Below are 25,184 nucleotides of genomic sequence, written 5' to 3' on the forward strand. Positions count from 1 at the left end.
AAGGATGTTCTCGGTGCTCATTGCCCGGCTGATAGCAGACCCCGACACGCTTGGAGACAATCTTGCTCTTGCGATGGAGCGGATCGAGGAGGCGGGCGGCGAGGTCGCCGGGGCGGGCATGCTCGACACCAACGACGATGTGCTCGAACTCGAACTGACCGAGGGCGATCCGGCACTGGTACGCGCCATTCTGGACGAACTGTTCCCCGATGCCGATCTGCTGCTGACCGACCAGCCCGTTACCGTGCCGCATTTGTTCGTTTCCGACATGGATTCGACCATGATCGGGCAGGAATGCATCGATGAACTGGCCGACTTTGCTGGGTTGAAGGCGCGGATTGCCGCGATCACCGAACGCGCGATGCAAGGTGAACTCGATTTCGAGGCCGCCTTGCGCGAGCGCGTCGGGCTGCTCGCCGACGTGCCCGAGGCTACGATCGCACAGTGCCTGGATGAGCGCATCCGCCCGATGGACGGCGCGCGCACGCTTGTCGCCACGCTGAAGGCGCACGGCTGCCATACCGTGCTGGTAACCGGCGGTTTCCATGCTTTTGCCGATCCGGTGGCGGAACAATTGGGATTCGCCCGTGTCGTGGGCAACCGGCTCGAAGTCGCCGAAGGCCGTTTGACCGGCAGCCTTGACGGTCCCATCGTCGACGGCTCGGTCAAGCTGCAGGTACTGCAGGACGAGGCCGCAAGGCTTGGCGAAGGGGCCATCAGCCTTGCCACGGGCGACGGTGCCAACGACATTCCGATGATCGCTGCGGCCACATATGGCGTGGCGTTCCGCGCCAAGCCACGCGCCCGCGATGCTGCCAACGGCCGCATCGACCGGGGCGACCTGACTGCCGTGCTGGCGCTGCTGGGCATCGCGCGCGAACGATGGGTCATTGCCTGACAAGGCTGCCGCGCACGGACACGGCCACAGGTTGACGTTAAACTGACATCAATGTTAGTAGTGCTTCATCTCTGGGAGAGATGAAAAGGCGAATCGCATGAACGCGTTGAATGGAAATATCCAAGCCGACTTGCCGCTTTACGATGAACGTCGCCCGGTGCTGAACTGGCGCCCGCGCAAGGCACTCAGGCATTTCCGACAGTTGCTCAAGGACAAGGAGCGGACCGAGGAGGTGTTCCACATCTTTGAGGCGCTGCCATGGAAGGGCATGCGCCCGGCTGGCGTCAAGTTCCTGTCCAGCGCGAAGGGGCAGGCGATTCGGTCGGCCGAACCCTATCTGCCGCCGATGCTCGACGATCATGCCGCGCTGCGCCGCATGCCGGCCGGGTCACTGGCGCACGCCTATTGCGACTTCATGGAACGCGAAGGGCTGAGCGCGCAAGGTCTGGTCGATGAATTCGCGCTGTTCGCGGCGACCAAGCCCAAGTTTCACGACCAGTTCGAATGGTACATGAACCGCGCCCGCGACACGCACGACATGCTCCACGTGCTGACCGGCTATGGCCGCGATGCGCTGGGCGAGGCTTGCGTGCTTGCGTTTACCTATGGCCAGCAGCCAAGCCCGGCGCACTTGTTCATCGGCTATATGGCCGGTCTGAACATGCGCAAGACGGTGCCGAGCAAGGCGCCGGTACTGCATGCGATTCGCGAGGGTCAAAAGCTGGGCAAGGCGTGCCCGCGCATCATCGAGACGGCGCTGTTCGACCTGCTGCCTCTGCCGCTGGACGAAGTGCGCCGCCGCCTGAACATCACGCCCGCACGCTATTACAAGCAGTGCCATGCGGAATGGAAAGCCTTGGGCGTCGACCCCTATGACCTGCTGGGCAAGAACCTGCCCGCGGCAGGTGTGGAGCAATTGGCCGCAGCGGCCTGAGCGTTCCTTGACTACTTTTTAGACGGGGCGCGCGGCTTATTGCTGCGCGCCCCGTTCATTTTGTGTCCGCCATTTCGTGTCCGCAGGGCAGGTCGGGCGGGGCAGGTCGCGTTACCGCCAGACCCGATAAAGACTTACGCTGCCATCCAGTCGCGGAAGAACGCCTCGTTGGCTTCGCGCAGCGTGGCGATTTCAACCGCAAAGCCCGGCCCCTTGACCGCCGATCCGCCGGTCGTGCCGATGCGGGTCATCGGGATGCCGGCGGCCTGAATGCTGTCGGCCACCGCGCTCGTCACGACATAGCGCGCCTGATCTTCGCCGAACGCGGTGAAGTGATCGCCGATTTCCTGCAATTCGCAGCCGATGCCGCTGGCCAGCGCCATTTCGGCCAGAGCGACCAGCAGGCCGCCGTCAGAGACGTCGTGTACCGCAGTGACTTTACCGTCGGCGATCAGTTCGCGCACGAATTCGCCATGGCGGCGTTCGGCGCTCAGATCGACCGGCGGGGGCGGACCGTCCTCGCGGCCATGCAGTTCGCGCAGCCACAGCGACTGGCCCAGATGGCCGTTCGACTGGCCGATCACGAAGATCGCTTCGCCTGCGGCCTTGAACGCTACGGTCGCCATCTGTTCGTGGTCGAGCATCAGGCCGACGCCGCCGATGGCAGGCGTGGGCAGGATCGCGCTGCCGCCGCCGGTCGCCTTCGATTCGTTGTAGAGCGACACGTTGCCCGACACGATCGGGTAATCGAGCGCGCGGCAGGCATCGCCCATGCCGTTCAGCGCTTCGACGATCTGGGCCATGATCTCGGGCCGCTGCGGGTTGGCGAAGTTCAGGCAGTTGGTGATCGCCAGCGGGGTCGCGCCCACCGCGCAGATGTTGCGCCATGTCTCGACCACGGCCTGCTTGCCGCCTTCATAGGGGTCGGCATAGCAATAGCGCGGGGTGCAGTCGGTGCTGATCGCCAGCGCCTTGTCGGTGCCATGCACGCGCACCACCGCCGCATCGCCACCCGACTTCTGCAAGGTGTCTGCGCCGACCTGGCTGTCATACTGTTCGAAGATCCAGCGGCGGTTGGCCAGATCGGGGCTCCCGATCAGCTTGACCAGATCGGCGCCCAGATCGGCGCTGGCGGGCACGTCGCCCAGCGGCGCGACATTGGCCCAAGCCTTGTAATCGGCCAAGCTCAGATGTGGGCGATCATAGAGCGGAGCATCGTCGGCGAGCGGGTCAAGCGGGATGTCGCAGACCACTTCGCCGTCGAATTCCAGCACCATATGACCGGTATCGGTCACTTCGCCGATCACCGCGAAATCGAGTTCCCACTTCTTGAAGATCGCTTCGGCCATCGGTTCCATGCCGGGCTTGAGCACCATGAGCATGCGCTCCTGGCTCTCGCTCAGCATCATCTCGTAAGGCGTCATCGCTTCTTCGCGGCAGGGAACGGCGTTCATGTTCAGGCGGATGCCCGCGCCGCCTTTGCTCGCCATCTCGACCGACGAGGACGTCAGCCCCGCCGCGCCCATGTCCTGAATTGCGACGATGGCATCGGTCGCCATCAGTTCAAGGCAGGCCTCGATCAGCAGCTTTTCGGTGAACGGGTCGCCAACCTGCACGGTCGGGCGCTTTTCCTCGCTCTTTTCATCGAAGTCGGCGCTGGCCATGGTCGCGCCGTGGATGCCGTCGCGCCCGGTTTTCGACCCGACATAGACGATCGGGTTGCCGATGCCGGTGGCCGCCGAATAGAAGATCTTGTCGGTCTCGGCCACGCCCACGGTCATCGCGTTGACCAGAATGTTGCCGTCATAGGCCTTGTGGAAGTTGGTCTCGCCGCCGACGGTCGGCACGCCCACGCAGTTGCCATAGCCGCCGATGCCGGCGACCACGCCTTGCACCAGATGCTTCATCTTGGGATGATCGGGGCGACCGAACCGCAGCGCGTTCATGTTGGCTACCGGCCTTGCGCCCATGGTGAACACGTCGCGCAGGATGCCGCCGACGCCGGTCGCCGCGCCCTGATAGGGTTCGATGTAGCTGGGGTGGTTGTGGCTCTCCATCTTGAAGATGGCAGCCTGCCCGTCGCCGATGTCGATCACGCCCGCGTTCTCGCCGGGGCCGCAGATGACCCACGGCGCCTCGGTCGGCAGCTTCTTCAGGTGAATGCGGCTGGATTTGTACGAGCAATGCTCGGACCACATGACCGAAAAGATGCCGAGCTCGACAAGGTTCGGTTCGCGGCCGAGTGCCTTGAGCACGCGCGCGTATTCTTCCTCGGACAGCCCATGGGCGGCGACGACTTCTGCGGTGATAGCGGACATGACAGCGCCCTTAGCCTTCCCGACGCGTCAAGACCAGCCCCGTCGCACTTTGCCCGTTGGCCGTACTCACCATGCCTATGCAGCGGCAAGGCTCGACGTACCGGACTAATTGCGGCTGCGGCGCTATGTTGCTGTTTCGCGCGCTTGACCGGCGGGCGTGGGGCGGTCAAAGCTGCGTTTGATGGCTACAAACCCGGATATTGCCGCGCTATCGTTCGAACAGGCGCTCAAGGCGCTTGAGGACGTTGTACGCAGGTTGGAGAGCGGCGAGGCGCCGCTTGACGAATCGATCGACCTCTACGCCAGGGGCGACGCCTTGCGCGCCCATTGTCAGGCGCGCCTCGATGCGGCGCAGGCCCGGATCGAGGCGATCGTCGCCGGACCCGACGGCCGGGCGGCGTCGACCCGTCCGTTCGACGAAACCGCCGCGTGACGGCCATGGCAGACGCAGCAAATCCTGCACCTTTGCTGGCCGACGCGCTCACGCGCATTCAGGCCGATGTCGATGACGCGTTCGACGCGTTGCTGCCGCTGCCCGGCGATGCGCGCGAGCGGCTGATCGCAGCCATGCGCTATGCCGCGATCGGCGGAGGCAAGCGGCTGCGTCCGCTGCTGGTCACCGCGGTGGCGGGCATGTTCGGGGTCGACCGATCGGTGGCGGTGCGCGTTGGCGCTGCGATCGAGGCGATCCACGTCTATTCGCTGATCCACGACGATCTGCCGTGCATGGACGATGATGCCTTGCGCCATGGCAAGCCGACGCTGCACCTTGCCTTTGACGAAGCCACGGCCGTTCTGGCGGGCGATGCGCTGCACGATTTCGCGTTTGAGGTGCTGTCCGATCCAAGCCTGATCGGCGATCCGTTCACCCGTATCGAGCTGGTCCGCACGCTGGCATTGGCCAGCGGTTCGGGCGGCATGGCGGGCGGGCAGATGATGGACATCGTCGCCGAAACGTCCTCGTTCGACTTGCCCACCGTAACCCGGTTGCAGCAGCTCAAGACCGGGGCGTTGCTGGCTGCGGCGGTCGAGATGGGCGCCATTCTGGGCAAGCTGTCACCCGAAGGGCGCACCCATTTGCGCGGCTATGCCCGCGATGTCGGCCTGGCGTTCCAGATCGTCGACGACCTGCTCGACGTTGAGGGTGACGAGGCCGCTGCGGGCAAGGCGCTACGCAAGGACGAGCGGGCGGGCAAGGAAACCTTCGTCTCGCTGCTGGGCGTGGTGCGGGCGCGCGAACAGGCGCGGTTCCTAGTCGATCAGGCCATTGAACATCTGGCTCCTTATGGAGAGGAAGCCGATCTGCTGCGTGCCTTGGCGCGCTTTGTTGTCGAAAGGGATCGTTGACATGGGAGAGAGGATCGGGGTCTATCCCGGCACGTTCGATCCGATCACGCGCGGGCATCTCGACATCATCCGGCGCGGGGCCAAGCTGGTGGACAAGCTGATCATCGGCGTGACCACCAATCCATCGAAGAACCCCATGTTCACGCCCGAAGAGCGGATGGCCATGGTCACCCGCGAAGTGGCCCTGCAGGGCATCGGCAACGTCAGTGTCGTCGGTTTCAACGCTTTGCTGATGAAGTTTGCTGAAAAGCAGGGCGCCAGCGTGATCATCCGTGGCCTGCGCGCCGTTGCCGACTTCGAATACGAATACCAGATGGCCGGCATGAACCAGCAGTTGAACAACCGGATCGAGACGGTGTTCCTGATGGCCGATGTCAGCCTGCAGCCGATTGCATCGAAGCTGGTCAAGGAAATCGCCCAGTTCGGGGGGGATATCACCCACTTCGTTTCGCCCACCGTTCGCGACGAAGTGGTCGCGCGGGTGCAGGAGCAGGGGCGTCTGGGCGAATATTGAGCGGGCCGCGTTGCAAGGATTGCGCGCTACCCATTTGTTCATTGCAGCGACAGCGCGGCGCGCCTATCGGCGGAAACCCAAGCGCTCCAAGGTGGTTCTTAAAATGGTCGTGCGTTTCCTGACTTCGCTGGCGCTGGGCGCCGCCCTGCTGGCAACACCTGCCATGGCCCAGCGGCAGCGTGAAAAAGACCCGGTCAAGCCGATCAAGATCGATCGGGTGGTGGCGTCGACGACGATCCCTTATGCGGTCGATGCGGACCAGAGCCACGATCCCGAAAACGTGCTGCTGCTTGACCTGTCGAACGGCGGACGCGTGGCGATCCGGCTGATGCCGGTGTGGGCGCCGCACCATGTCGAGCGGATCAAGACGCTGGTGCGCGAAGGGTTCTACAACAACATCATCTTCCACCGTGTGATCGATGGCTTCATGGCGCAGACCGGCGACCCCACGGGCACCGGGCAGGGTGGCTCCAAGCTGCCCGACTTGCAGGCCGAATTCAACGACGTGCCGCATCTGCGTGGCACGGTGTCGATGGCGCGGACCGACGATCCCAACTCGGCCAACAGCCAGTTCTTCATCGTGTTCTATCCACGCATGGCGCTTGATCACAAGTACACTGTTTTTGCCCGCGTGATCGGCGGGATGGATTCGGTCGATGCCATCGTGCGTGGCGAGCCGCCCAAGAACCCGACCCGCGTGGTTCAGGCCTCGATCGCGGCTGACGGCAAGCCGCGCCCTGCGCCGACCGCGCCGGCTGCCGCTCCTGCCATCACCGCCGACGTGCTGAGCAACTCGCAACCCCACTGATCCGGGTGAGGACAAGCAGGGAAGCGCGTCGGTAAGCCCGACCACGCGCATCCCGCGCTTGTCGAAGGACCACCGCAGCGCTAGCGGCAGGCCATGCGTGTAGACCTGTTCGACTTCGACCTTCCGCCCGAGCGTATTGCCCTGCGCCCGGCTCGCCCACGCGACTCCGCGCGGCTGCTGCTGGTTGCGGGTTCAGGGCAGGGACCGCTGACCGACCACACCGTGCGCGATCTGCCCGGCCTGCTGCGCGCGGGCGACGTGCTGGTGTTCAACGACACTCGTGTCATCCCCGCGCAATTGGAAGGCCAGCGAGGCGAGGCGCGGATCGGCGCGACGCTGCACAAGCGGATCGATCTGCGCCGCTGGCAGGCCTTCGTGCGCAACGGCAAGCGGCTCCGCACCGGCGACGCCATCGCCTTTCCTGCCGACGTTACCGCAATCGCCGAGGAGCGCCACGCCGATGGCAGCTGGACGCTGATGTTTCCGGGCGACGAGCCGGTCGAGGTGCTGCTCGAACGGGCGGGGCGGATGCCGCTGCCGCCATACATCGCCGCCAAGCGCGGTACCGACGAGGCCGACCGCAGCGATTACCAGACGATGTTCGCCGCGCGCGATGGGGCGGTTGCCGCTCCGACTGCAGCGTTGCACTTCACGCCCGCGCTGATGGAGGCGCTGGCCACCGCCGGGATCGGGCACGAGACGCTGACGCTCCATGTCGGTGCAGGCACGTTCCTGCCGGTGAAAGCCGATGATACCGCCGACCATGCGATGCACGCCGAGTGGGGGCGGATCGAGCAGGCTACCGCCGACCGCCTCAACGCCGCCCGCGCGGCCGGTGGCCGGGTCATCGCGGTCGGAACCACCAGCTTGCGCCTGCTCGAAAGCGCCACGGGAGAGGACCGCGTGATCCGCGCGTTCGCAGGCGACACCAGCATCTTCATCACGCCGGGTTACACCTTCCGCGCCATCGACGGGCTGATGACCAACTTCCACTTGCCCAAATCGACGCTGTTCATGCTGGTCAGCGCCCTGATGGGGCTGGAGCGTATGCAGGCCGCCTATGCCCACGCGATTGCGGAAGGGTATCGGTTCTACAGCTACGGCGATGCGGGGCTGTTGTTGCCGGGCTGAATCACCCCGCAAACCACTGCCATACCAGTCGCAGCGTCAGGCCAAGGCTGACCACGACCAGCAGCGGACGTATCACGCGGGCGCCATGGCGGGTGGCGAAGTGGCTTCCGACGACGGCGCCGGTCATCGCGCCTGCACCCATGCACAGGCCCAGCAGCCACATCACTTGCCCCCCTGCGGCGAACACGGCGACGCTGGCGATGTTGCTGGTGACGTTGAGCAGCTTGGTCAGGCCGGTGGCCCGTGTCAGGCCAAGCCCGCGCATGGCGACCAGCGTGATCGTGTAGAACTGCCCGGCGCCGGGGCCGAAAAAGCCGTCGTAGAAGCCGACGCCGCCCGCCACCGGCAAATAGCCGCGCTCCGACAGGCGGCCGTGGCGGTCCTCGTCGCTCATTCCCGGCGACAGCACCGTGTACAGCGCCACGCCCATCAGCAGCAACGGCACGATGAGCCGCAGCACATGCGCGTCGATTCGCTGGATCAGCAGCGATCCCGCCGTGGCGCCGATGAAGGTGACCGCAGCGGTCGGCCAGCTAGCCGCAAAGCTGAACAGTCCGGCGCGCCAGAAGCGCCATGTCGCCATCGTCGTCCCGCACATCGACTGCACCTTGTTGGTGCCCAGCACCAGATGCGGTGGCAGTCCGGTGGTGATCAGCGCGGGCATCATGATCAGCCCGCCGCCTCCTGCCACCGCATCGACGCAGCCGGTTATCACCGCGATCGCGGTCATCACCGGATAGAGCCACAACGGCAGCGCCACGGGGTCAAGCGCGCTCAGCGAGGGCAGGGCGGCGGCGAGGGTGTCCAGTGGAGGCAGGTTGAGCAGGGGCATTTGCACGCCATGGCGTTTGCGCCTAAGGCCCGCAATCCCTCAATTGGCCAGAACCGATGACGCGCTTTTCCTTCACCATCCATGCAACCGAGGGCAAGGCCCGCACCGGCACGATCAAGATGCTGCGCGGCGACATCCGGACGCCGGCTTTCATGCCGGTGGGTACCGCCGCCACGGTCAAGGCGTTGAAGGTAGAGGACGTGCGCGCCAGCGGCGCCGACATCATTCTGGGCAATACCTATCACCTGATGCTGCGGCCCGGCGCGGAACGCATGGCGCGGCTCGGCGGGCTGCACAAGTTCATGGGCTGGGACCGCCCGATCCTGACCGACAGCGGCGGCTATCAGGTGATGAGCCTGTCCGATTTGCGCAAGATCACCGAGGACGGCGTGACCTTTGCCAGCCACCTTGATGGCTCGCGCCACATGCTCAGCCCCGAACGGTCGATGGAGATCCAGCGGCTGCTGGGCAGCGACATCGTGATGGCCTTTGACGAATGCCCCAAGATCGACCAGCCGCGCGACGTCATCGCACGCAGCATGGAAATGTCGATGCGCTGGGCCAAGCGCAGCCGCGATGGCTTCGATGCAGGCGGGGAGCACGCTGCCCGCTCCGCGCTGTTCGGCATCCAGCAGGGCGGACTGGACCAAGGCTTGCGCAAGGAAAGCGCCGATGCCCTCGCGCAGATCGGCTTCGATGGCTATGCCGTCGGCGGGCTTGCAGTGGGCGAGGGGCAGGAGGCGATGTTCGCCACGCTCGACTTCGCGCCTGACCAGTTGCCCACCGATCGCCCGCGCTATCTGATGGGCGTGGGCAAGCCCGACGATCTGGTCGGCGCAGTGGAGCGCGGCATCGACATGTTCGATTGCGTGCTGCCGACCCGCTCGGGCCGCAACGGGCAGGCCTTCACCTGGAATGGCCCGCTCAACTTGCGCAACGCCCGCCATGCCGAGGACACCGGCCCGCTGGATGAACGCTGCACCTGCCCGGTCTGCGCGAAATACAGCCGCGCCTACTTGCACCACTTGCACAAGTCGGGCGAGATTCTTGGCGCGATGCTGCTGACCGAGCACAACATCGGCTTTTACCAGCAGTTGATGGCGGGCATGCGCGCCGCGATCGCCGAGCAGCGCTTTGCCGCGTTCGCCAGCGATTTCCGGCGGGACTATCTTTCCCGCTGACACCAAAATGGCTGGATAATTCTTCCGCCAAGTCATTGTCTTGCGCGTGCGGCATCGGCAAAGTCTACGGTGTTGCAACTGGAGACTGCCTGCGATGAATGGTGCCTTTCGTTTTCTGGCTGGCGTTGCGCTGGCCGGCATCTGTGTGTTCGGTGGCTCAGGTGTGGCGCTGGCCGAGGATGCTGCCGTGCTGGCGGCAAAGTTCGGTGCGCTCGAATCGGTGCGCCAGATCAGCATCTCGCCCGATGGCCAGAAGGTGGCCTACATCGCCACGCGCAACGGCGGTGGCGCGGTGTTGAGCGTGGTCGACCTTGGCGCAGCGGCGGCCAACGTGGGCGTGCCCAAGCCGATCCTGGCGCAGCGGACCGAGGGGCAGACGCTCGAAAGTTGCGATTGGGCCACCGATGAACGGCTCATTTGCGTCAACAGCATGGTCTATGATTACAGCGGCTATCTGATGCCGATCGAGCGGTTGTTCGCGCTCAACGCCGACGGCAGCAAGGTGGCGCGCCTGTCCGCCGATACCGGCAGCGATACATTGGGCTTCGCGCTTTACGGCGGAGGGGTGATCGATTGGGATCTGCCGGGCAAACCCAACCACGTGCTGATGACGCGCTACTATGTGCCCAAGGTGTCGGTCGGCAGCAATGTAACGCACGAACAGCAAGGGCTGGGCGTTGAAGAGGTCGATGTCGACAGCCTGCAGCGGCACAATGTCGAACATCCCTTCAGCGAAGCCTATCGCTACATCACCGATGGCCACGGCACCGTGCGTGTGATGGGCGTGCGTCCGATGCGCGGCGACGATGAAATGGGCAACGAGATCAACTATTCCTATCGCGCGCCCAATTCGCGCGAATGGAAGCGGCTGTCCAAGGTCACCATCGATGCGTCGGGCCTGGCGAGCGGCTTCCAGCCAGTGGCGGTGGATGGCGCAAAGAACGTGGTCTATGGCTTTGACAGCCTGAACGGCTTCGATGCGCTCTATTCGATTGCGCTCGACGGTACCGACACCCGGCAACTGGTGCTGGCCAAGGACGGCATCGATGTGGATGAGCTGGTGCGGTTGGGGCGCGACCGGCGTGTGGTCGGGGCAAGCTTTGCCACCGACATCCGCCGTTCCGAGTTCTTCGACCCAGACCTCAAGAAGCTTGCGGCGGGACTGACCAAAGCGCTGCCGGGGCAGCCGAGCATCACGCTGTTCGGCGCCAGCGCCGATGAAAGCAAGATCCTGCTGCTGGCGTCGAGCGACGTGGATCCGGGTACGTTCTATCGCTTTGACAAAGCCGCACGGCAGTTGTCGCCGCTACTGCCGGTGCGCGCCGAACTGGCCGGAATGACACTGGGCGCGATGAAGCCGATCACGTTTCCAGCGGCCGATGGCACGCAGATTCCGGGCTACCTGACCCTGCCGCCTGGCAGCACCGGTAAAGGCTTGCCCGCGATCATCATGCCCCATGGCGGCCCTGCTTCGCGCGATGAATGGGGTTTTGACTGGCTGGTGCAGTTCTACGTGGCGCGGGGATATGCCGTGCTGCAACCCAACTATCGCGGTTCGACCGGCTTCGGCGCCGAATGGTACAGGCAGAATGGCTGGAAATCGTGGCACACCGCGATCGGTGACGTGAACGATGCCGGGCGCTGGTTGGCCGCGCAGGGTATTGCCGCGCCGGGCAAGCTGGCGATCGTTGGCTGGTCCTATGGCGGCTATGCCGCGCTGCAAAGCGCTGTGCTCGATCCCGATCTGTTCAAGGCCATCGTGGCAGTGGCTCCGGTCACCGACCTTGCCAGCTACAAGCTGGAAAAGGGTACCAAGATGGCGCGCGATTTCGTCGGCACCGGGCCGCATGTGCAGGAAGGATCGCCTGCGCAGAATGCCGCTGCGATCAAGGCGCCGGTGCTGTTGTTCCACGGCGATCACGATATCAACGTCGATATCGGTGAATCGCGAATGATGAACAACCGCCTGAAGGCTGCGGGCAAGCAGGTGACGTTCGTCGAGTTTCCGGGGCTTGATCACCAGTTGGCCGACAGCGCCGCGCGTACCCGCCTGCTGGTCGAGAGCGATGCCTTCCTGCGCAAGGCAATGGGCCTGCAACCCTGAGCAGCGATCCCCCTCGTCATCGGATCTGAAACAAAAAAGGCGGGGCAAAAGCCCCGCCTTCTTGTTTGTCTGCCGTGAAGGCCGGACCTGTCAGCGCGAATAGAATTCGACGACCAGGTTCGGTTCCATCTTCACCGGATAGGGCACTTCGTCGAGCGTCGGGATGCGCGAGAAGGTGACCTTGTCGCCGCCGTCGGCCACGACATAGTCGGGCACGTCACGTTCGGGCAGGGTCTGTGCTTCGGCGATCAGGGCCATTTCCTTGGCCTTGTTGCCCAGGCTGATCACGTCGCCAACCGACACGCGGCGCGATGCGATGTTGCACTTCACGCCGTTGACGCGGATGTGGCCGTGGCTGACGATCTGGCGCGCGGCAAAGATCGTCGGCGCGAACTTGGCGCGGTACACGATCATGTCCAGGCGGCGTTCGAGCAGACCGATCAGGTTCTGGCCGGTATCGCCCTTCAGACGCGAGGCTTCCTGATAGGTTGCCTTGAACTGCTTTTCGGTGACGTCGCCGTAGTAGCCCTTGAGCTTCTGCTTGGCGCGCAGCTGGATGCCGAAGTCCGATACCTTGCTCTTGCGGCGCTGGCCGTGCTGGCCGGGACCGTACGAACGACGGTTCACCGACGACTTGGGACGACCCCAGATGTTTTCGCCAAGACGGCGGTCAATCTTATGCTTCGATGCCTTACGCTTCGACACGCGCGGCTCCTTTCAATTTGCTTGCCCCGGCACCATGCCTAGGCGTTCATGGACCCGGAATCGCACCATTGCGCCGAAATCTGCGCAATGCGGCCGCCGCTTCACCGGGTGTGCAGGGCCAATCGAGCGAGAACTGCGCAAACGCAGTCCGGTCACCCCAAGGGGCGCCGCTCACGTGGAAGCGGGGCCTAGACCAGCGAATGGCGCGCGAGTCAAGCCTCGGAGGACGAAACCGGGCCGGAAACCGGACTTGCCGGTCCATCCAGTTCGGGTTTCAGCCTGCGATGGCGCGCCAGCGCGGTCAGGATACCGCGCATTGTGCGCACTTCCAGATGATTCCAGCCTGGCTTGGTGAACATCGTGCGCAAGGTCCGCAGCGTTACCGGCGCGCGAATCGCAGGTTCGAAATAGCCGAGCGGGTCGAGCATCGCGGTCAATTGGCCGAACATGCCTTCGAACTCCTCCTGCGGGGCAGGGGGCAGCAATTCCTCGACCGTGGGCTGCGCCAGATCGCTGATACCCCCGGCAGCAGCGGCCTGCTTCGACCATTCATAGGCACACAGGATCACCGCCTGCGCCAGATTGAGCGACGCGAATTCCGGATTGATCGGCACCGTGATGATCGCGCGGGCCAGCGCCACATCGTCGGTATCAAGGCCAGAGCGCTCCGGCCCGAACACGATCGCGCTGTGTCCGCCACCGCGCGCTGGCGCCGCGACGATCTCCTGAGCCGCCTGTTCGGGTGTCAGCACCGGCTTGGTCACGCCGCGCTTGCGCACGGTGGTGGCATAGACATGGGCGCAATCGGCCACGGCATCGGCCAGCGTCTCGAACACTTGTGCGCGTTCCAGCACGATATCGGCCCCTGCGGCGGCGGGTCCGGCGGAAGGGTTGGGCCAGCCATCGCGTGGCGACACAAGCCGCAACTCCGCAAGCCCGAAATTGAGCATGGCACGCGCAGCCTTGCCAATGTTCTCGCCCAGTTGCGGGCGGACAAGGACGATGATCGGGTGTGGCGTTGCGCTTGGCACCGGCGGCGAGGTCATTGCCCGCCGACTTCGCGCACGGTGCTGGCAAAAGCCTCGAAGTCGCGCGCTTCGGTGAAGTCGCGATAAACGCTGGCAAAGCGGATATAGGCCACGCTGTCGAGCTGGCGCAGCCCTTCCATCACCATCTCGCCGATCGCCTTGGACGGCACTTCGCTGTCGCCCATCGTCTCGATCTGGCGCTGGATACCCGATACCAGCTGGTCGAGCCGTTCCTGCGCCACGGGCCGCTTGCGACAGGCGAGTGCGACCGATTGTTCGATCTTCAACCGGTCGAACGGTTCGCGGCGCAATTCGGTGCCGTCGATACCTGACTTCACCACCAGCACATCGCGCAATTGGACGCGCTCGAACGTGGTGAAACGTGCGCCACAGCCCTCGCATTGACGGCGCCGACGGATCGAGGTGTTGTCCTCGCTCGGTCGGCTGTCCTTCACCTGGCTGTTGTCATGGGCGCAAAACGGGCAACGCATACGGTTATTTCTTGATGCGTTGCCACAGACCGAATGCCGCTCCGGCCAGCGCGCCGACCGGCAGCGACACGATCGGAAGGACAAGGCCGGCAACCGCTCCGATGGCTGCTGCCGTCAGCACCGGCTTGGTCGAAGGGTTGGCGAAGCCTTCCTTTGCCATGCCGGTGATTTCGGTACGCGCACGGGTGGCGAGATCGTTGAGGTTGTCGGCCATGATCGTCAAAGCTCCGGATAGATCGGGAACGCACTGCACAAGTCGGCAACGCGGTCGCGCACGCGTTGTTCCACTTGTCCGTCACCGGCATCGCCATTGCGGGCAAGGCCATCGACCACTTCGGCGATCAACTGGCCGATCAGGCGGAACTCGTCCTCGCGGAAGCCGCGCGTGGTGCCCGCAGGCGTACCCAGACGGATGCCCGAGGTGACGAACGGTGAGCGCTTGTCGAACGGCACGCCGTTCTTGTTGCAGGTGAGCCAGGCGCGGTCGAGGCCCTTCTCAGCGGCCTTGCCGGTCACGTCCTTGGCGGTCAGATCGACCAGCATCAGGTGGTTGTCGGTGCCGCCCGACACGATGCCCAAGCCCGCTTCGAGCAGGCTGTCCGACAGCGCCTTGGCGTTGGCCACGATCTGGTGGGCATAGGCCTTGAATTCGGGACGCAGCGCTTCGCCAAAGGCAACCGCCTTGCCCGCGATCACGTGGACCAGCGGGCCGCCCTGCAGGCCGGGGAACACGGCGGAATTGAACTTCTTGGCCAGATCCTCATCGTTGGTGAGGATGACGCCCGAACGCGGACCGCGCAGCGATTTGTGCGTGGTGGTCGTCACGACATGCGCATGGGGGAACGGCGAGGGGTGCGCGCCACCCGCAACAAGGCCGGAGATGTGCGACATGTCGACCAGCAACCAAGCGCCGATCTCGTCGGCGATGGCGCGGAAGGCGCCCCAATCCCACGTACGCGAATAGGCGGTGCCGCCCGCGATGATCAGCTTGGGCTTGTGCTCGCGGGCAAGGCGCGCAACCTCGTCCATGTCGATCAGGTGATCGTCGGCGCGCACGCCATAGGGGATCGGGTGGAACCACTTGCCGCTCATGTTCACGGGCGAGCCGTGGGTGAGGTGGCCGCCCGAATTGAGGTCGAGCCCCATGAAGCTGTCGCCCGGCTGCAGCAATGCCAGGAACACGGCCTGGTTCATCTGGCTGCCCGAATTGGGCTGAACGTTGGCGAAATTGCAACCGAACAGCGCCTTGGCCCGCTCGATCGCGAGGTTTTCGACCACGTCGGCATATTCGCAGCCGCCGTAGTAGCGCTTGCCCGGATAACCTTCGGCGTACTTGTTGGTGAACACCGAGCCGGTCGCCTGCAACACGGCAAGGCTGGTGATGTTTTCCGACGCGATCAGTTCGATCTTGGTCTGCTGGCGATGCAGTTCGCCGCGCACGGCGGCAAAGACTTCAGCGTCGGCGGTTTCCAGCGCTGCGGTGAAGAAGCCGGCTTTGCGGATGTCCGGCGCAAGGGTGGTGGCTGCGGTCATCTTGAAGGCTCCTTTGTCAGAAGGTGGGATCGGAAAGCTTGGCAACGCGGCCGGCATGGCGGCCGCCGCCGAATTCGGTGGCGAGAAACGCGTCAATACAGGCCTTTGCCATGTCCGGCCCGGTCAGGCGAGCGCCCATGGCGATGGCATTGGCATCGTTGTGCTCGCGCGCGAGTGCGGCCGACAGTGGCTCGGACACCAGCGCGCAGCGCAGCGCCGGGTGCCGGTTGACCGCGATCGAGATGCCGATGCCCGACCCGCACAGTGCAATGCCGCGTTCGGCCACGCCCTCAGCCACGACTTCGGCCAACTTGTAGCCATAGTCGGGATAATCGACGCGGTCGGCGGTTTCCGGGCCAAGGTCGGCAACCTCATGACCAAGGCCGATGAGGTATTCGCGCAACTCGGCCTTTAGGTCGAACGCGGCATGATCTGAAGCGATGGCGATGCGCAAGGGGACTGACCTGAAATTGCAATAGAACGGGATTCGATACCCCGCGCCTTTAGGCCCATCGCGCGCGCTAGGCCACATAATTTGGACTAATCCCGAGGCTCACCCACGGGCAAATGGATGCATTTCCGTGCAACTGCGGCTTGCGACGCGTTCCTGCGGGCATAAGATGAGGGCCAAGGCCCTGCTGTCATGGCCGGAGTCGGTGGGGGAGTGCGGCTTGGTGCAATCGCTTTGCAAACGCGCAATCGTGCGGCGGTTGGGGCAATGAAGTCGGCTAGGACGCCGCCGCTTGCGTTGCTGGCGGCGATGATTTTGGCAGTACTGCTGGCAATTGTCGGCACCACGCCCCCCGCTCCGCAGACTGAGCGTGCGCCGACCGACAACTTCTCCGCCGCGCGGGCGATGCGCGATGTGCGCGCGATTGCCGCCACGCCGCACCCGGCGGGATCGGCTGCGGATGCGCGGGTTCAGGCTTATATTGCCGAGCGGTTGCGGAGCATGGGGCTGACTGTGCGGCTCGATCGCTTCGTTCCCGACGCCGCGCGCTATGCTCGCAACGCCAGTTGGGCGAAGCCGGGTGAGGCAGTGCCGACAATGTCCAATCTGGTCGCGGTTCTGCCGGGGCGTGATCGGTCATTGCCTGCGCTGGCAATGATGGCGCACCATGACAGCGTGGGCGGCTCGCCCGGAGCGGCCGACGATACCGCTGGGGTTGCCGCTATCCTTGAAACGGTGCGAGCGGTTCGCGTCACCGGCCAGTCACGTCGCGATCTGATGGTGATCGTGACCGATGGCGAGGAGCCCGGCTTGTTCGGAGCGGAGCGGTTTTTCGGCACGGACCCGGAGCGCAGCCGCATCGGCGCGCTGATCAATCTTGAAGCGCGCGGTGGGGGCGGTCGCGCCACGCTTTTCCAGACGACACCTGCCAACGGTGCGGCCATTGCATTCGCCGCCCGAGCGCTGCGCCATCCTGCCGGCACCTCGTTGGCGGTGTTTCTGTACAAAGTGCTGCCCAACGACACCGACCTGACCGAGGCGCTGGCCAAGCCACCCCGACCCGACTTTGCCGCCTTCAACTTCGCCTTCATCGGGCGACCCGAGTTGTACCATTCGCCACGGGCCACGCCTGAACGCCTTGATCAGGGCGCGCTGCAGGACATGGGTGCGCAGACGCTCGATCTGGCTCGCGCATTGCTGACGGCGCCGCAACTGCCCGTTCGCCATGACGACGTTGTGTTCTTCGATTTGTTCGGTACCCGGCTGATCGTGCTGCCTGCATGGTCCGGTTGGCCGCTGCTGGCCGTGGGGCTCGGGGCTCTGGCGCTGCTGGTGCGGCGCACGACAGCGCTCAAATCGGTTTTAGGCAAACCGGTTTTGGGCAAACCGGTTTTGGGCAAGCCGTTTTTTGGCGGTGCGGGCCGCATGTTGGCGCTGATCGTGGCGACCATCGCATTGGCAACGCTTGCCAATTGGTTGTCGCTTACGTCGGCAAAGGCCAATTACTACGACCGGTTGGCTGCGATCCCGCGCCTGGAACTGATCACTGCTGCTGTGGCGCTTGCGGCGGTTTTGGTTGTGTTTGCGCGGTGGAAGCCGTCGGCGCCGGGAATTGCCGGTGCGGCGCTACCGCTGTGGTTGATGGCTGCGGCATTGCAATGGTTCGCGCCAACGGCGGCATATGTCGCGGTGCTGCCCGTCGCATTTGCCACCCTTGCGGCGCTGCTGCCGCAAGGTGGGGCTGGGCGGGTACTTGCGGTATTGATCGGCGCTATGGTGGCCGGTTACCAGATAGCACTGGCCCATCAGTTGCTGCAGGGCGTGGGGCCAGTGATGCCGGGCCTGATCGCCCTGCCGCTGGCCTTGGCGGTTCTGGCACTATTGCCGCTGTGGCGGACGCTTCCGGTGGGTGTAACGCGCGGACTTGTCGCGTTCGGCGTGATCGTTGCGCTCGGCACCGCATTATGGGTGCGCTTCGATGCATTGGCAGATACGGTTCCGACCTATAGCATCGCCCGATAGCAAACGCGCGACGTCAGGGTTTGGTCAGGAATCAGAACTCGGCTTGGGTGGGTGCTGCATGAAATAGGCCTTCAGTTCGGCCGTCAGTTCATCGCGCATCCTGACAAGGCCGGGCTGCAGTTCCCGTGCATAGGCAACGTTGGCCGCAGCGAAATCCGGGTCGCGCAGCAGCGACGCGCTGCGCAGGAAAAAGTGCCGACCGGCCGACGTTGCGGCAAAGGCGCGCAACTGGATCAACTCGTCCTTGGTGAATTCGCGGGAATAGGCGCGGGCCATGGCGCCCATCAGTGCGGGAATATGGGTGCGCAGCACGTCTTTGGCTTGCGCGATATAGCGATCGAGCTTGCGGTTGAGGATTGCCGCCGCGCCAGGATCGTTCTGGATCTGGGCGAGGTGGACCGTGCGCAACTGTGCGATAAGCCCGTCGATGGCGCCAAAGAACATCGGTTCGCGGTCCGCCGCCGGAAAGCCTTGATCGATCACCTCGGTCGCGATGGCAAGGCGCTCTGGATCGGGAGCCGCCGGCGGATCGGATGCGGCCGGCACAGTTGCAGGTTCTGCGGCCATGGCCGGCACCGGAGTGCACGCCATGGCCGACAGAAGCAACGCCAGCGCGGTAAAGCGCCGACCGTTCACTGGTCGAGGAAGCTGCGCATCTTGCGGCTGCGGCTCGGGTGCTTGAGCTTGCGCAGCGCCTTCGCTTCGATCTGACGGATACGTTCGCGGGTAACCGAGAACTGCTGGCCGACTTCTTCCAGCGTGTGGTCGGTGTTCATGCCGATGCCAAAGCGCATGCGCAGCACGCGTTCTTCACGCGGGGTGAGCGAGGCCAGCACGCGGGTGACAGTTTCCTTCAGGTTGGACTGGATCGCAGCATCTACCGGGATGATCGCGTTCTTGTCCTCGATGAAATCGCCCAGATGCGAATCTTCCTCGTCACCGATCGGCGTTTCAAGGCTGATCGGCTCCTTGGCGATCTTCATCACCTTGCGCACCTTCTCCAATGGCATGGAGAGGCGTTCGGCCATTTCCTCGGGCGTGGGTTCGCGGCCCTGTTCGTGCAGGAACTGGCGGCTGGTCCGCACCAGCTTGTTGATCGTTTCGATCATGTGCACCGGGATACGGATGGTGCGCGCCTGATCGGCGATCGAGCGGGTGATTGCCTGCCTGATCCACCAGGTGGCATACGTGCTGAACTTGTAACCACGGCGGTATTCGAACTTGTCGACCGCCTTCATCAGCCCGATGTTGCCTTCCTGAATGAGATCAAGGAATTGCAGGCCGCGATTGGTGTACTTCTTGGCAATCGAGATCACCAGCCGCAGGTTCGCCTCAACCATTTCCTTCTTGGCGATACGCGCCTCGCGCTCACCCTTCTGGACCATGTTGACGATGCGGCGGAATTCGCCGAGCGACATGCCGGTAGCGGCCGCGATGTCGGAAATCTCGCTGCGGATACGTTCGACGGCGACCGCTTCGTTGCTGGCGAATGCGGCCCACTTCTTGTCGCGACCTGCCACACTCTGCAGCCAGGCATCGTCGAGTTCGTTGCCGACATAGCGGTCAAGGAAGTCCTTGCGGGGTACCTTGTGGCGTTCGGCCAGGCGCAGCATCTGCCCGCCCAGCGTGGTCAGGCGGCGGTTGAAGGCATACAGGTTGTCGACCAGATACTCGATCTTGGTCGCGTGGAACTGCACGCTTTCGACTTGCGCGGTAAGTTCCTCGCGCAGCTTGTGATACGTCGCTTCCTTGCTTTGCGGGAAGTCGATGCCAAGGCCAAGCGAATCGAGCCGCTCGGCCTGCAACTTTTCGAACGTGCGGAACAGGCTGGTAATTTCGGCGAAGCGTTCCAGCGCGGCCGGCTTGAGCGCGGCCTCCATCTGGGCGAGGCTGAGGGTGTTGTCCTCTTCTTCCTCTTCGGCAGGACGCTGGGCACGGCGTTCGCGCAGTTCGTCGTCCTCGTCGCCTTCGGCCGTCTCTTCTTCCTCGACGTCCTCTTCTTCCTTGAAGGTGGGGCCGGCGGTCGCCTCGGTGATCTCGGCTTCCTCGTCCTCACCATCCTCGGACAGGTTCTCGGGCTGCGGCTCCTTGGAAAGCATCGCATCGAGATCAAGGATCTCGCGCAGCTGCATTTCGCCAGCGTTCAGCGCTTCTGACCACTGGATGATCGCGTGAAAGGTGATCGGGCTTTCGCACAGACCCATGATCATGGTGTCGCGTCCGGCTTCGATCCGCTTGGCGATGGCGATTTCGCCCTCGCGGCTGAGCAGTTCGACCGCACCCATTTCGCGCAAGTACATCCGCACCGGGTCATCGGTACGCTCAATGGTTTCCTTGCGCTTTTCAACGACCGGACGGTCGTCCATGCCGGTGTCGGCGTCTTCGGCTTCCTCGGGCTCGCGCTCTTCGGGATCGACCGCATCCTCGTCGCTCTCGACGATGTTGACGCCCATTTCGCTGATCGCGGCCATGATGTCCTCGATCTGCTCGGAGGACATCTGATCTTGGGGAAGGGCCTCGTTCAGTTCGTCATAGGTGATGATGCCGCGACGCTTGGCGCGGGCGATCAGCTTCTTGACCGAAGCGTCATTGAGGTCGATCAGCGGTGCGTCACCGCCATCAGTCTTTTCGTTCGAAGCCATTGAACCCCGTGTGCCACCAGTTCTGGCCAGACCCTCATGGCTGGCGAGTAATATTATAACGCCGCCCTGACACGACCCATCTGCCCTAAACGGGCAAGCAAGGCCAGCCTTCGTTGCAACAATCGTTGCTGTTCGGCGAAGCTTTCATCGGAAAACTCCGTTTCGTGCCGTTGCGTGGCTTGGGCAAGCGCCGCTTCCACCGCCGGAAGATCGATCAGCAGGTCGATGGCCTCGGCCAGTTCGCCGGTCGCGTTGGCGCCGGTGCCGGTCAGAAAGCCGAATCGCATGCCGGCGAAGTCTTCCGCCGTGGGCAGGGGAACCTGCCTTGCGGCCAATATGGTGCGGACCGCGTCTGGTTCAAGCGGTGCCGGCGAATCAGCGAGCGCCAGCAGCGCATCGAGCAATTCCGCCAGCACCGATTCGGCAGGAGACAGGACGTCGGAGGACAGGCGCCCGAGCGCTTCGGCATGGCGCGCGATTTCGGTCGGATGCTGCACCAGCCCGGCCAGAATGCCTGCCAGCAATCCGTCGCGCGGTTCGCGTCGTTGCAGCCGGTTGCGGGTATCTTCGGTCATCGGTGCGGCTGGTGGTAGCCATGGCTGGCCCCGCCTGCCCGGTTGACGCGAGCCTCCGCCCGAAGGCGCTCCGTTGCCCGATCGCGCACCCGGCTGGAACGGTGGCCGTTCGCGGCGGGCATAGGCCAGTTCGCCAAACCGGTCGTTCAGTTCGCGCCGGTACAGCGCCTTGATATCGGGATGGCCGATGGTGTCGACGTGGTCCATCAAACGCTGCTTCAACCCGGCCTTGGCCTCAGGCGTGTCGAGCGGGGCGGCATCGCGTTCGGCCTGCCACAAGACGTCGACCAGACTGCGCGGGGAAGCCAGCAATTCCTGCATCGCGCCAGGCCCTTCGCGCTTGATCACGTCGTCGGGATCCTGCCCTTGGGGAAGAGTGACGATCCGCAAACTGTGCCCGGGGCGCAGTAGGGGCAGGGCGCGGGTGATTGCGCGCATCGCCGCGCGCTGTCCGGCAGAGTCGCCGTCAAAACAAAGCAGCGGCATTTCGTCGACGCGCCATAGCCGCTCGATCTGCTCCTCGGTCAGCGCAGTGCCTAGCGGGGCAACCGCCTCGGCAATTCCTGCGGCGGCGAGGGCGACCACGTCCATGTAGCCTTCAACCACCACGATTCGCCCTGCCGAGCGTGCCGCAGGTGCCGCGCGATGCAGGTTGTAGACCGTGCGGCCTTTGTCGAACAACGGCGTGTCGGGCGAATTGAGGTATTTTGGAGCATCGGTCTTGGCTGCAGTCAGGATGCGTCCCCCGAATGCGATCGGGCGCCCGCGCGGATCGCAGATCGGCAGCATCAGCCGCCCCCGGAAGCGGTCATAGGGATCGCGCCCTTCGACCACGATGCGCAGGCCCGCCTCGATCAGCATGGCTTCGGGGAAATCGGACAGCGCCTCTTTCAGCGCGGTGCGGCTGTCGGGGGCATAGCCGAAACCGAATTCGCGCACGATGGCGGCAGGGAAGCCGCGCGTGGCGAGATAGGCGCGCGCGGCCTCTCCACTGGTCCCTTGCAAGCTTGATACGAAGAACGCCTGCGCGGCGGCCATCACGTCGTGCAGCGACTTTTGCTGTTCGGCCCGCTTGGCCGCGCGTGGATCGGGGGCGGGCACTTCCATGCTCGCCATCGCCGCCAGTTCCTTGACCGCGTCCATGAACGGCAGGCCCTGATGCTCGGTCATCCAGCGGATCGCATCGCCATGCGCGCCGCAGCCGAAGCAGTGGTAGAAGCCCTTTTCGTCGTTGATGGTGAAGCTGGGCGACTTCTCGTTGTGGAACGGACAGCACGCCTTGAACTCGCGCCCCGCCTTCTGCACGCGCACGCTGCGACCGATCAGCCCGGACAGCGAAATCCGGGTGCGCAGTTCATCCAGCCATTGCGGGGTAAGAGCCATGCGGTCTTAGGATCTTTGCGGTTCTGGCGTGGCTTGCGAAGTCTCGACTGCGCTCGACACGAACGGGTTGGCGGGGCGGTCCACTCTATCCCACACACGGTTCGTGTCGAGCGCCGGTCGAACGCACACCTTCACCCCGCCAGCGCGGCTTTCACCAGTCCGCTGGCTTTACCCATGTCCAACTGGCTGCCGTGCTTCGCCTTCAGCGCGGCGACCACTTTGCCCATGTCCTTCATGCCGGCAGCGCCGGTTTCGGCGATGATCGCGGCGATGGCGGCCGAAACGTCTTCATCGGAAAGCTGGGCGGGCAGGAATTCCTCGATCACGGCCACTTCGGCGCGTTCGATGTCTGCCAGTTCCTGACGGCCACCCTGTTCGTAGAGCGTAATCGACTCGCGGCGCTGCTTGACCATTTTCTGCAGCACGTCGACCACCAGCGTGTCATCGTCGGGAACCGTGGCTGCGGTGCGCAGTTCGATGTCCTTGTCCTTGAGTTTGGCCAGAATCAGGCGGACGGCGGCAAGGCGGCTTTTGTCGCCGGCCTTCATGGCGGCCACTTGTGCGGCCTTGATCGTATCGCGGATCATGTACTTTTTCCTGTGGTTCGACCCTTTCCGGGCCTCGTGAACCGGGCCTTAGGGAAAACTTTCTCGCTGCGCTAGGTTGACGCTGCGCCCGGCGAGGTCTAGCGGCCGAACCTTAGCAACATCGTCAAAACCCCTGCCAACGGAGCGCCCCCAATCATGGCCGACCCCGCACTTTCGCACGCGCCCAAACCGCAGGGTGCAACGGGAGTCCTGGTACTGTCGGATGGCGCGGTGGCGTGGGGCAAGGGCTTCGGCGCCATCGGCGATGCGGTGGGCGAGGTCTGCTTCAACACCGCGATGACCGGATATCAGGAAGTGATGACCGACCCCAGCTATGCCGGGCAGATCGTCACCTTCACGTTCCCGCACATCGGCAACGTCGGCACCAATCATGAGGACGACGAAAGCCACGACGTGCCCGGCGCTGTGGGTTGCGTTGTGCGCGAGGACGTGACCGCGCCCGCCAGCTTCCGCGCCGAAGACACGTTCGGCCACTGGCTGGCGAGTAAGGGCAAGATCGGCATCGCCGGGATCGACACCCGCGCGCTGACTCGCCGCATCCGCCTGTCGGGCGCGCCCAACGCGGTCATCGCGCACAGCCCTACCGGCGAATTCGATATCCCGGCGCTGCTGGAAAAGGCGCGCGGTTGGCCCGGCCTGAAGGGCATGGATCTGGCCAAGGTCGTCACCCGCACCGAGCATCAGGGCTGGGAAGGCGCGATCTGGCGGCTGGGCGAGGGCTTCACCCGCCCCGAAGGCACAGGTCGTCCGCACGTGGTTGCCATCGACTATGGTGCCAAGGACAACATCTTCCGCAATCTGGTGCAGGCAGGCGCGGACGTCACGGTCGTGCCCGCCGAAACGCCTGCGGAAACCATTCTGGAGCTGAAGCCTGCGGGCGTGTTCCTGTCGAACGGACCCGGCGATCCGGCGGCGACGGGCACGTATGCCGTGCCGGTGATCCGCGAACTGCTCGATCGCGACGTGCCACTGTTCGGCATCTGCCTTGGCCACCAGATGCTGGGGCTGGCCGCGGGCGCACAGACCATCAAGATGCACCAGGGCCACCGCGGCGCCAACCACCCGGTCAAGCGCGTGGCTGAAGGCGTCGTCGAAATCACCAGCATGAATCACGGCTTCGCGGTCGATGCGACGACTTTGCCCGAAGGCGTGGTGGAAACCCACGTCAGCCTGTTCGACGGCAGCAATTGCGGCATCGAACTGACCGGCAAAAAGGCGTTCTCGGTGCAGTACCACCCCGAGGCCAGCCCCGGACCGCAGGACAGCTTTTACCTGTTCGAGAAGTTTGTGGGGATGTTGCAACGGAAGGACGACTGATGGCTGTCATTCGCAAGTTCGACGTTCACGATCAAGATCGAGAGAGCGAGCAGCCAGAGGCAATCGGTGGGAGGATTGTGCCGTTACAGTTTGACGGTGAAAAGTTCGTCCAGCTAAACAGTTACGGATCGAAAGACCGTGTACATATTGGCGCCAGAAGTCAGAATATTCGGCTGAGTAAGGAAGCGTTTTACCAGCTTGTGGATGCCGGTATGAAGCACTTTGGTCCCAAAGTCTAATGAGCACTGCCTCTTCTTTTCCGGCCAGCATTGCCTGCATTTCTGCTCCCCTCCCCAGCGGGGAGGGGTCGGGGGTGGGGGAGCGAGGCGCAGCCTCGCGTCTAGCTATCGGGCGTGGGGAGG

The 25,184-nt window shown here is 64.2% G+C and carries 24 protein-coding genes; 12 read left to right on the forward strand and 12 right to left on the reverse strand.

Annotation, left to right across the window (positions count from 1 at the left end):
• Positions 1 to 13: 13 nt before the first annotated feature.
• Together serB and LDN95_RS15410 are read left to right on the forward strand one after the other, a co-directional pair.
• Positions 14 to 898: a phosphoserine phosphatase SerB gene (gene serB, locus LDN95_RS15405; RefSeq protein ID WP_226018507.1), complete on the forward strand. Its 885-nt coding sequence runs from the start codon at positions 14 to 16 to the stop codon at positions 896 to 898.
• Between the two features lie 97 nt (positions 899 to 995).
• Positions 996 to 1,832 carry a Coq4 family protein gene (locus LDN95_RS15410; protein WP_226018483.1) on the forward strand — a complete coding sequence of 279 codons (837 nt, stop codon included), beginning with the start codon at positions 996 to 998 and terminating at the stop codon, positions 1,830 to 1,832.
• Between the two features lie 134 nt (positions 1,833 to 1,966).
• Here the strand turns inward: LDN95_RS15410 and purL are convergent, their stop codons facing one another.
• Complete coding sequence (gene purL / locus LDN95_RS15415) at positions 1,967 to 4,150, reverse strand: phosphoribosylformylglycinamidine synthase subunit PurL (protein WP_226018484.1); 2,184 nt, start codon at positions 4,148 to 4,150, stop codon at positions 1,967 to 1,969.
• Between the two features lie 181 nt (positions 4,151 to 4,331).
• On the opposite strand from purL, the gene LDN95_RS15420 reads away from it, so the two are divergent.
• The 5 genes from LDN95_RS15420 to queA all read left to right on the forward strand — a co-directional run bounded on the left by LDN95_RS15420 (position 4,332) and on the right by queA (position 7,950).
• Positions 4,332 to 4,583 (forward strand): exodeoxyribonuclease VII small subunit, encoded by a 252-nt coding sequence (locus LDN95_RS15420; protein ID WP_226018485.1) that lies wholly within the window; start codon positions 4,332 to 4,334, stop codon positions 4,581 to 4,583.
• A gap of 5 nt (positions 4,584 to 4,588) precedes the next feature.
• Positions 4,589 to 5,497 (forward strand): polyprenyl synthetase family protein, encoded by a 909-nt coding sequence (locus LDN95_RS15425; protein ID WP_226018486.1) that lies wholly within the window; start codon positions 4,589 to 4,591, stop codon positions 5,495 to 5,497.
• A 1-nt stretch (position 5,498) separates the two neighbouring features.
• Positions 5,499 to 6,011, forward strand: a complete 513-nt coding sequence (coaD, locus tag LDN95_RS15430) for a pantetheine-phosphate adenylyltransferase (RefSeq protein ID WP_226018487.1) — start codon at positions 5,499 to 5,501, stop codon at positions 6,009 to 6,011.
• A gap of 103 nt (positions 6,012 to 6,114) precedes the next feature.
• Positions 6,115 to 6,819 (forward strand): peptidylprolyl isomerase, encoded by a 705-nt coding sequence (locus LDN95_RS15435; protein WP_226018488.1) that lies wholly within the window; start codon positions 6,115 to 6,117, stop codon positions 6,817 to 6,819.
• 93 nt (positions 6,820 to 6,912) lie between these two features.
• Positions 6,913 to 7,950, forward strand: coding sequence for a tRNA preQ1(34) S-adenosylmethionine ribosyltransferase-isomerase QueA (gene queA, locus LDN95_RS15440; RefSeq protein WP_226018489.1), 1,038 nt, complete (start codon positions 6,913 to 6,915; stop codon positions 7,948 to 7,950).
• Position 7,951: 1 nt separating this feature from the next.
• Here the strand turns inward: queA and LDN95_RS15445 are convergent, their stop codons facing one another.
• The gene (locus LDN95_RS15445) at positions 7,952 to 8,782 is read right to left on the reverse strand and encodes a TSUP family transporter (RefSeq protein ID WP_226018490.1); all 831 of its coding nucleotides are present in this window, start codon (positions 8,780 to 8,782) and stop codon (positions 7,952 to 7,954) included.
• Between the two features lie 56 nt (positions 8,783 to 8,838).
• On the opposite strand from LDN95_RS15445, the gene tgt reads away from it, so the two are divergent.
• Both tgt and LDN95_RS15455 read left to right on the forward strand, forming a co-directional pair.
• The gene (gene tgt / locus LDN95_RS15450; RefSeq protein ID WP_226018491.1) at positions 8,839 to 9,963 is read left to right on the forward strand and encodes a tRNA guanosine(34) transglycosylase Tgt; all 1,125 of its coding nucleotides are present in this window, start codon (positions 8,839 to 8,841) and stop codon (positions 9,961 to 9,963) included.
• 94 nt (positions 9,964 to 10,057) lie between these two features.
• Positions 10,058 to 12,067: a S9 family peptidase gene (locus tag LDN95_RS15455; RefSeq protein ID WP_226018492.1), complete on the forward strand. Its 2,010-nt coding sequence runs from the start codon at positions 10,058 to 10,060 to the stop codon at positions 12,065 to 12,067.
• 90 nt (positions 12,068 to 12,157) lie between these two features.
• Here LDN95_RS15455 and rpsD read toward each other — a convergent pair whose 3' ends face one another.
• The 6 genes from rpsD to rpiB all read right to left on the reverse strand — a co-directional run bounded on the left by rpsD (position 12,158) and on the right by rpiB (position 16,278).
• Positions 12,158 to 12,772: a 30S ribosomal protein S4 gene (gene rpsD, locus LDN95_RS15460; protein WP_226018493.1), complete on the reverse strand. Its 615-nt coding sequence runs from the start codon at positions 12,770 to 12,772 to the stop codon at positions 12,158 to 12,160.
• 212 nt (positions 12,773 to 12,984) lie between these two features.
• A complete protein-coding gene (locus LDN95_RS15465) occupies positions 12,985 to 13,818 on the reverse strand; it encodes an RNA methyltransferase (RefSeq protein WP_226018494.1) in 834 nt (277 codons plus the stop codon).
• Entirely contained in the window at positions 13,815 to 14,291 is a 477-nt protein-coding gene (nrdR, locus tag LDN95_RS15470) for a transcriptional regulator NrdR (RefSeq protein ID WP_226018495.1), read from the reverse strand. The genes LDN95_RS15465 and nrdR overlap by 4 nt, the downstream gene beginning before the upstream one ends.
• Positions 14,292 to 14,295: 4 nt before the next feature.
• Positions 14,296 to 14,505: a hypothetical protein gene (locus LDN95_RS15475; protein WP_226018496.1), complete on the reverse strand. Its 210-nt coding sequence runs from the start codon at positions 14,503 to 14,505 to the stop codon at positions 14,296 to 14,298.
• 5 nt (positions 14,506 to 14,510) lie between these two features.
• The gene (gene glyA, locus LDN95_RS15480; protein ID WP_226018497.1) at positions 14,511 to 15,824 is read right to left on the reverse strand and encodes a serine hydroxymethyltransferase; all 1,314 of its coding nucleotides are present in this window, start codon (positions 15,822 to 15,824) and stop codon (positions 14,511 to 14,513) included.
• Positions 15,825 to 15,840: 16 nt separating this feature from the next.
• Complete coding sequence (gene rpiB, locus LDN95_RS15485) at positions 15,841 to 16,278, reverse strand: ribose 5-phosphate isomerase B (RefSeq protein WP_226018498.1); 438 nt, start codon at positions 16,276 to 16,278, stop codon at positions 15,841 to 15,843.
• A gap of 264 nt (positions 16,279 to 16,542) precedes the next feature.
• On the opposite strand from rpiB, the gene LDN95_RS15490 reads away from it, so the two are divergent.
• Positions 16,543 to 18,297: a M28 family peptidase gene (locus LDN95_RS15490; RefSeq protein WP_226018499.1), complete on the forward strand. Its 1,755-nt coding sequence runs from the start codon at positions 16,543 to 16,545 to the stop codon at positions 18,295 to 18,297.
• Between the two features lie 24 nt (positions 18,298 to 18,321).
• Here LDN95_RS15490 and LDN95_RS15495 read toward each other — a convergent pair whose 3' ends face one another.
• The 4 genes from LDN95_RS15495 to LDN95_RS15510 form a co-directional block, all read right to left on the reverse strand.
• On the reverse strand, positions 18,322 to 18,864 hold the full coding sequence (locus LDN95_RS15495; RefSeq protein ID WP_226018500.1) for a hypothetical protein: 543 nt from the start codon (positions 18,862 to 18,864) through the stop codon (positions 18,322 to 18,324).
• A 65-nt stretch (positions 18,865 to 18,929) separates the two neighbouring features.
• Positions 18,930 to 20,939 carry an RNA polymerase sigma factor RpoD gene (gene rpoD, locus LDN95_RS15500; RefSeq protein ID WP_226018501.1) on the reverse strand — a complete coding sequence of 670 codons (2,010 nt, stop codon included), beginning with the start codon at positions 20,937 to 20,939 and terminating at the stop codon, positions 18,930 to 18,932.
• 53 nt (positions 20,940 to 20,992) lie between these two features.
• Positions 20,993 to 22,897, reverse strand: a complete 1,905-nt coding sequence (gene dnaG / locus LDN95_RS15505) for a DNA primase (protein WP_226018502.1) — start codon at positions 22,895 to 22,897, stop codon at positions 20,993 to 20,995.
• A gap of 131 nt (positions 22,898 to 23,028) precedes the next feature.
• Positions 23,029 to 23,484 carry a GatB/YqeY domain-containing protein gene (locus LDN95_RS15510; protein WP_226018503.1) on the reverse strand — a complete coding sequence of 152 codons (456 nt, stop codon included), beginning with the start codon at positions 23,482 to 23,484 and terminating at the stop codon, positions 23,029 to 23,031.
• Positions 23,485 to 23,640: 156 nt separating this feature from the next.
• Here LDN95_RS15510 and carA point away from each other — a divergent pair, with 156 nt between their 5' ends.
• On the forward strand, positions 23,641 to 24,822 hold the full coding sequence (carA, locus tag LDN95_RS15515) for a glutamine-hydrolyzing carbamoyl-phosphate synthase small subunit (protein ID WP_226018504.1): 1,182 nt from the start codon (positions 23,641 to 23,643) through the stop codon (positions 24,820 to 24,822).
• Positions 24,822 to 25,061, forward strand: a complete 240-nt coding sequence (locus tag LDN95_RS15520; RefSeq protein ID WP_226018505.1) for a hypothetical protein — start codon at positions 24,822 to 24,824, stop codon at positions 25,059 to 25,061. Before carA ends, LDN95_RS15520 begins: the two co-directional genes overlap by 1 nt.
• The last annotated feature ends 123 nt before the right edge of the window (positions 25,062 to 25,184 follow it).

The sequence above is a fragment of the Novosphingobium sp. FKTRR1 genome (assembly GCF_020404405.1).
Taxonomy (GTDB): Bacteria; Pseudomonadota; Alphaproteobacteria; order Sphingomonadales; family Sphingomonadaceae; genus Novosphingobium.

What these genes read in the sequence shown, in the direction of transcription:
- LDN95_RS15410 (WP_226018483.1), top strand. Translation starts at nt 996, where the DNA reads ATGAACGCGTTGAATGGAAATATCCAAGCCGACTTGCCGCTTTACGAT.
- purL (WP_226018484.1), bottom strand. Translation starts at nt 4,150, where the DNA reads ATGTCCGCTATCACCGCAGAAGTCGTCGCCGCCCATGGGCTGTCCGAG.
- LDN95_RS15420 (WP_226018485.1), top strand. Translation starts at nt 4,332, where the DNA reads ATGGCTACAAACCCGGATATTGCCGCGCTATCGTTCGAACAGGCGCTC.
- LDN95_RS15425 (WP_226018486.1), top strand. Translation starts at nt 4,589, where the DNA reads ATGGCAGACGCAGCAAATCCTGCACCTTTGCTGGCCGACGCGCTCACG.
- coaD (WP_226018487.1), top strand. Translation starts at nt 5,499, where the DNA reads ATGGGAGAGAGGATCGGGGTCTATCCCGGCACGTTCGATCCGATCACG.
- LDN95_RS15435 (WP_226018488.1), top strand. Translation starts at nt 6,115, where the DNA reads ATGGTCGTGCGTTTCCTGACTTCGCTGGCGCTGGGCGCCGCCCTGCTG.
- queA (WP_226018489.1), top strand. Translation starts at nt 6,913, where the DNA reads ATGCGTGTAGACCTGTTCGACTTCGACCTTCCGCCCGAGCGTATTGCC.
- LDN95_RS15445 (WP_226018490.1), bottom strand. Translation starts at nt 8,782, where the DNA reads ATGCCCCTGCTCAACCTGCCTCCACTGGACACCCTCGCCGCCGCCCTG.
- tgt (WP_226018491.1), top strand. Translation starts at nt 8,839, where the DNA reads ATGACGCGCTTTTCCTTCACCATCCATGCAACCGAGGGCAAGGCCCGC.
- LDN95_RS15455 (WP_226018492.1), top strand. Translation starts at nt 10,058, where the DNA reads ATGAATGGTGCCTTTCGTTTTCTGGCTGGCGTTGCGCTGGCCGGCATC.
- LDN95_RS15465 (WP_226018494.1), bottom strand. Translation starts at nt 13,818, where the DNA reads ATGACCTCGCCGCCGGTGCCAAGCGCAACGCCACACCCGATCATCGTC.
- nrdR (WP_226018495.1), bottom strand. Translation starts at nt 14,291, where the DNA reads ATGCGTTGCCCGTTTTGCGCCCATGACAACAGCCAGGTGAAGGACAGC.
- LDN95_RS15475 (WP_226018496.1), bottom strand. Translation starts at nt 14,505, where the DNA reads ATGGCCGACAACCTCAACGATCTCGCCACCCGTGCGCGTACCGAAATC.
- glyA (WP_226018497.1), bottom strand. Translation starts at nt 15,824, where the DNA reads ATGACCGCAGCCACCACCCTTGCGCCGGACATCCGCAAAGCCGGCTTC.
- LDN95_RS15490 (WP_226018499.1), top strand. Translation starts at nt 16,543, where the DNA reads ATGAAGTCGGCTAGGACGCCGCCGCTTGCGTTGCTGGCGGCGATGATT.
- LDN95_RS15495 (WP_226018500.1), bottom strand. Translation starts at nt 18,864, where the DNA reads ATGGCCGCAGAACCTGCAACTGTGCCGGCCGCATCCGATCCGCCGGCG.
- rpoD (WP_226018501.1), bottom strand. Translation starts at nt 20,939, where the DNA reads ATGGCTTCGAACGAAAAGACTGATGGCGGTGACGCACCGCTGATCGAC.
- dnaG (WP_226018502.1), bottom strand. Translation starts at nt 22,897, where the DNA reads ATGGCTCTTACCCCGCAATGGCTGGATGAACTGCGCACCCGGATTTCG.
- LDN95_RS15510 (WP_226018503.1), bottom strand. Translation starts at nt 23,484, where the DNA reads ATGATCCGCGATACGATCAAGGCCGCACAAGTGGCCGCCATGAAGGCC.
- carA (WP_226018504.1), top strand. Translation starts at nt 23,641, where the DNA reads ATGGCCGACCCCGCACTTTCGCACGCGCCCAAACCGCAGGGTGCAACG.
- LDN95_RS15520 (WP_226018505.1), top strand. Translation starts at nt 24,822, where the DNA reads ATGGCTGTCATTCGCAAGTTCGACGTTCACGATCAAGATCGAGAGAGC.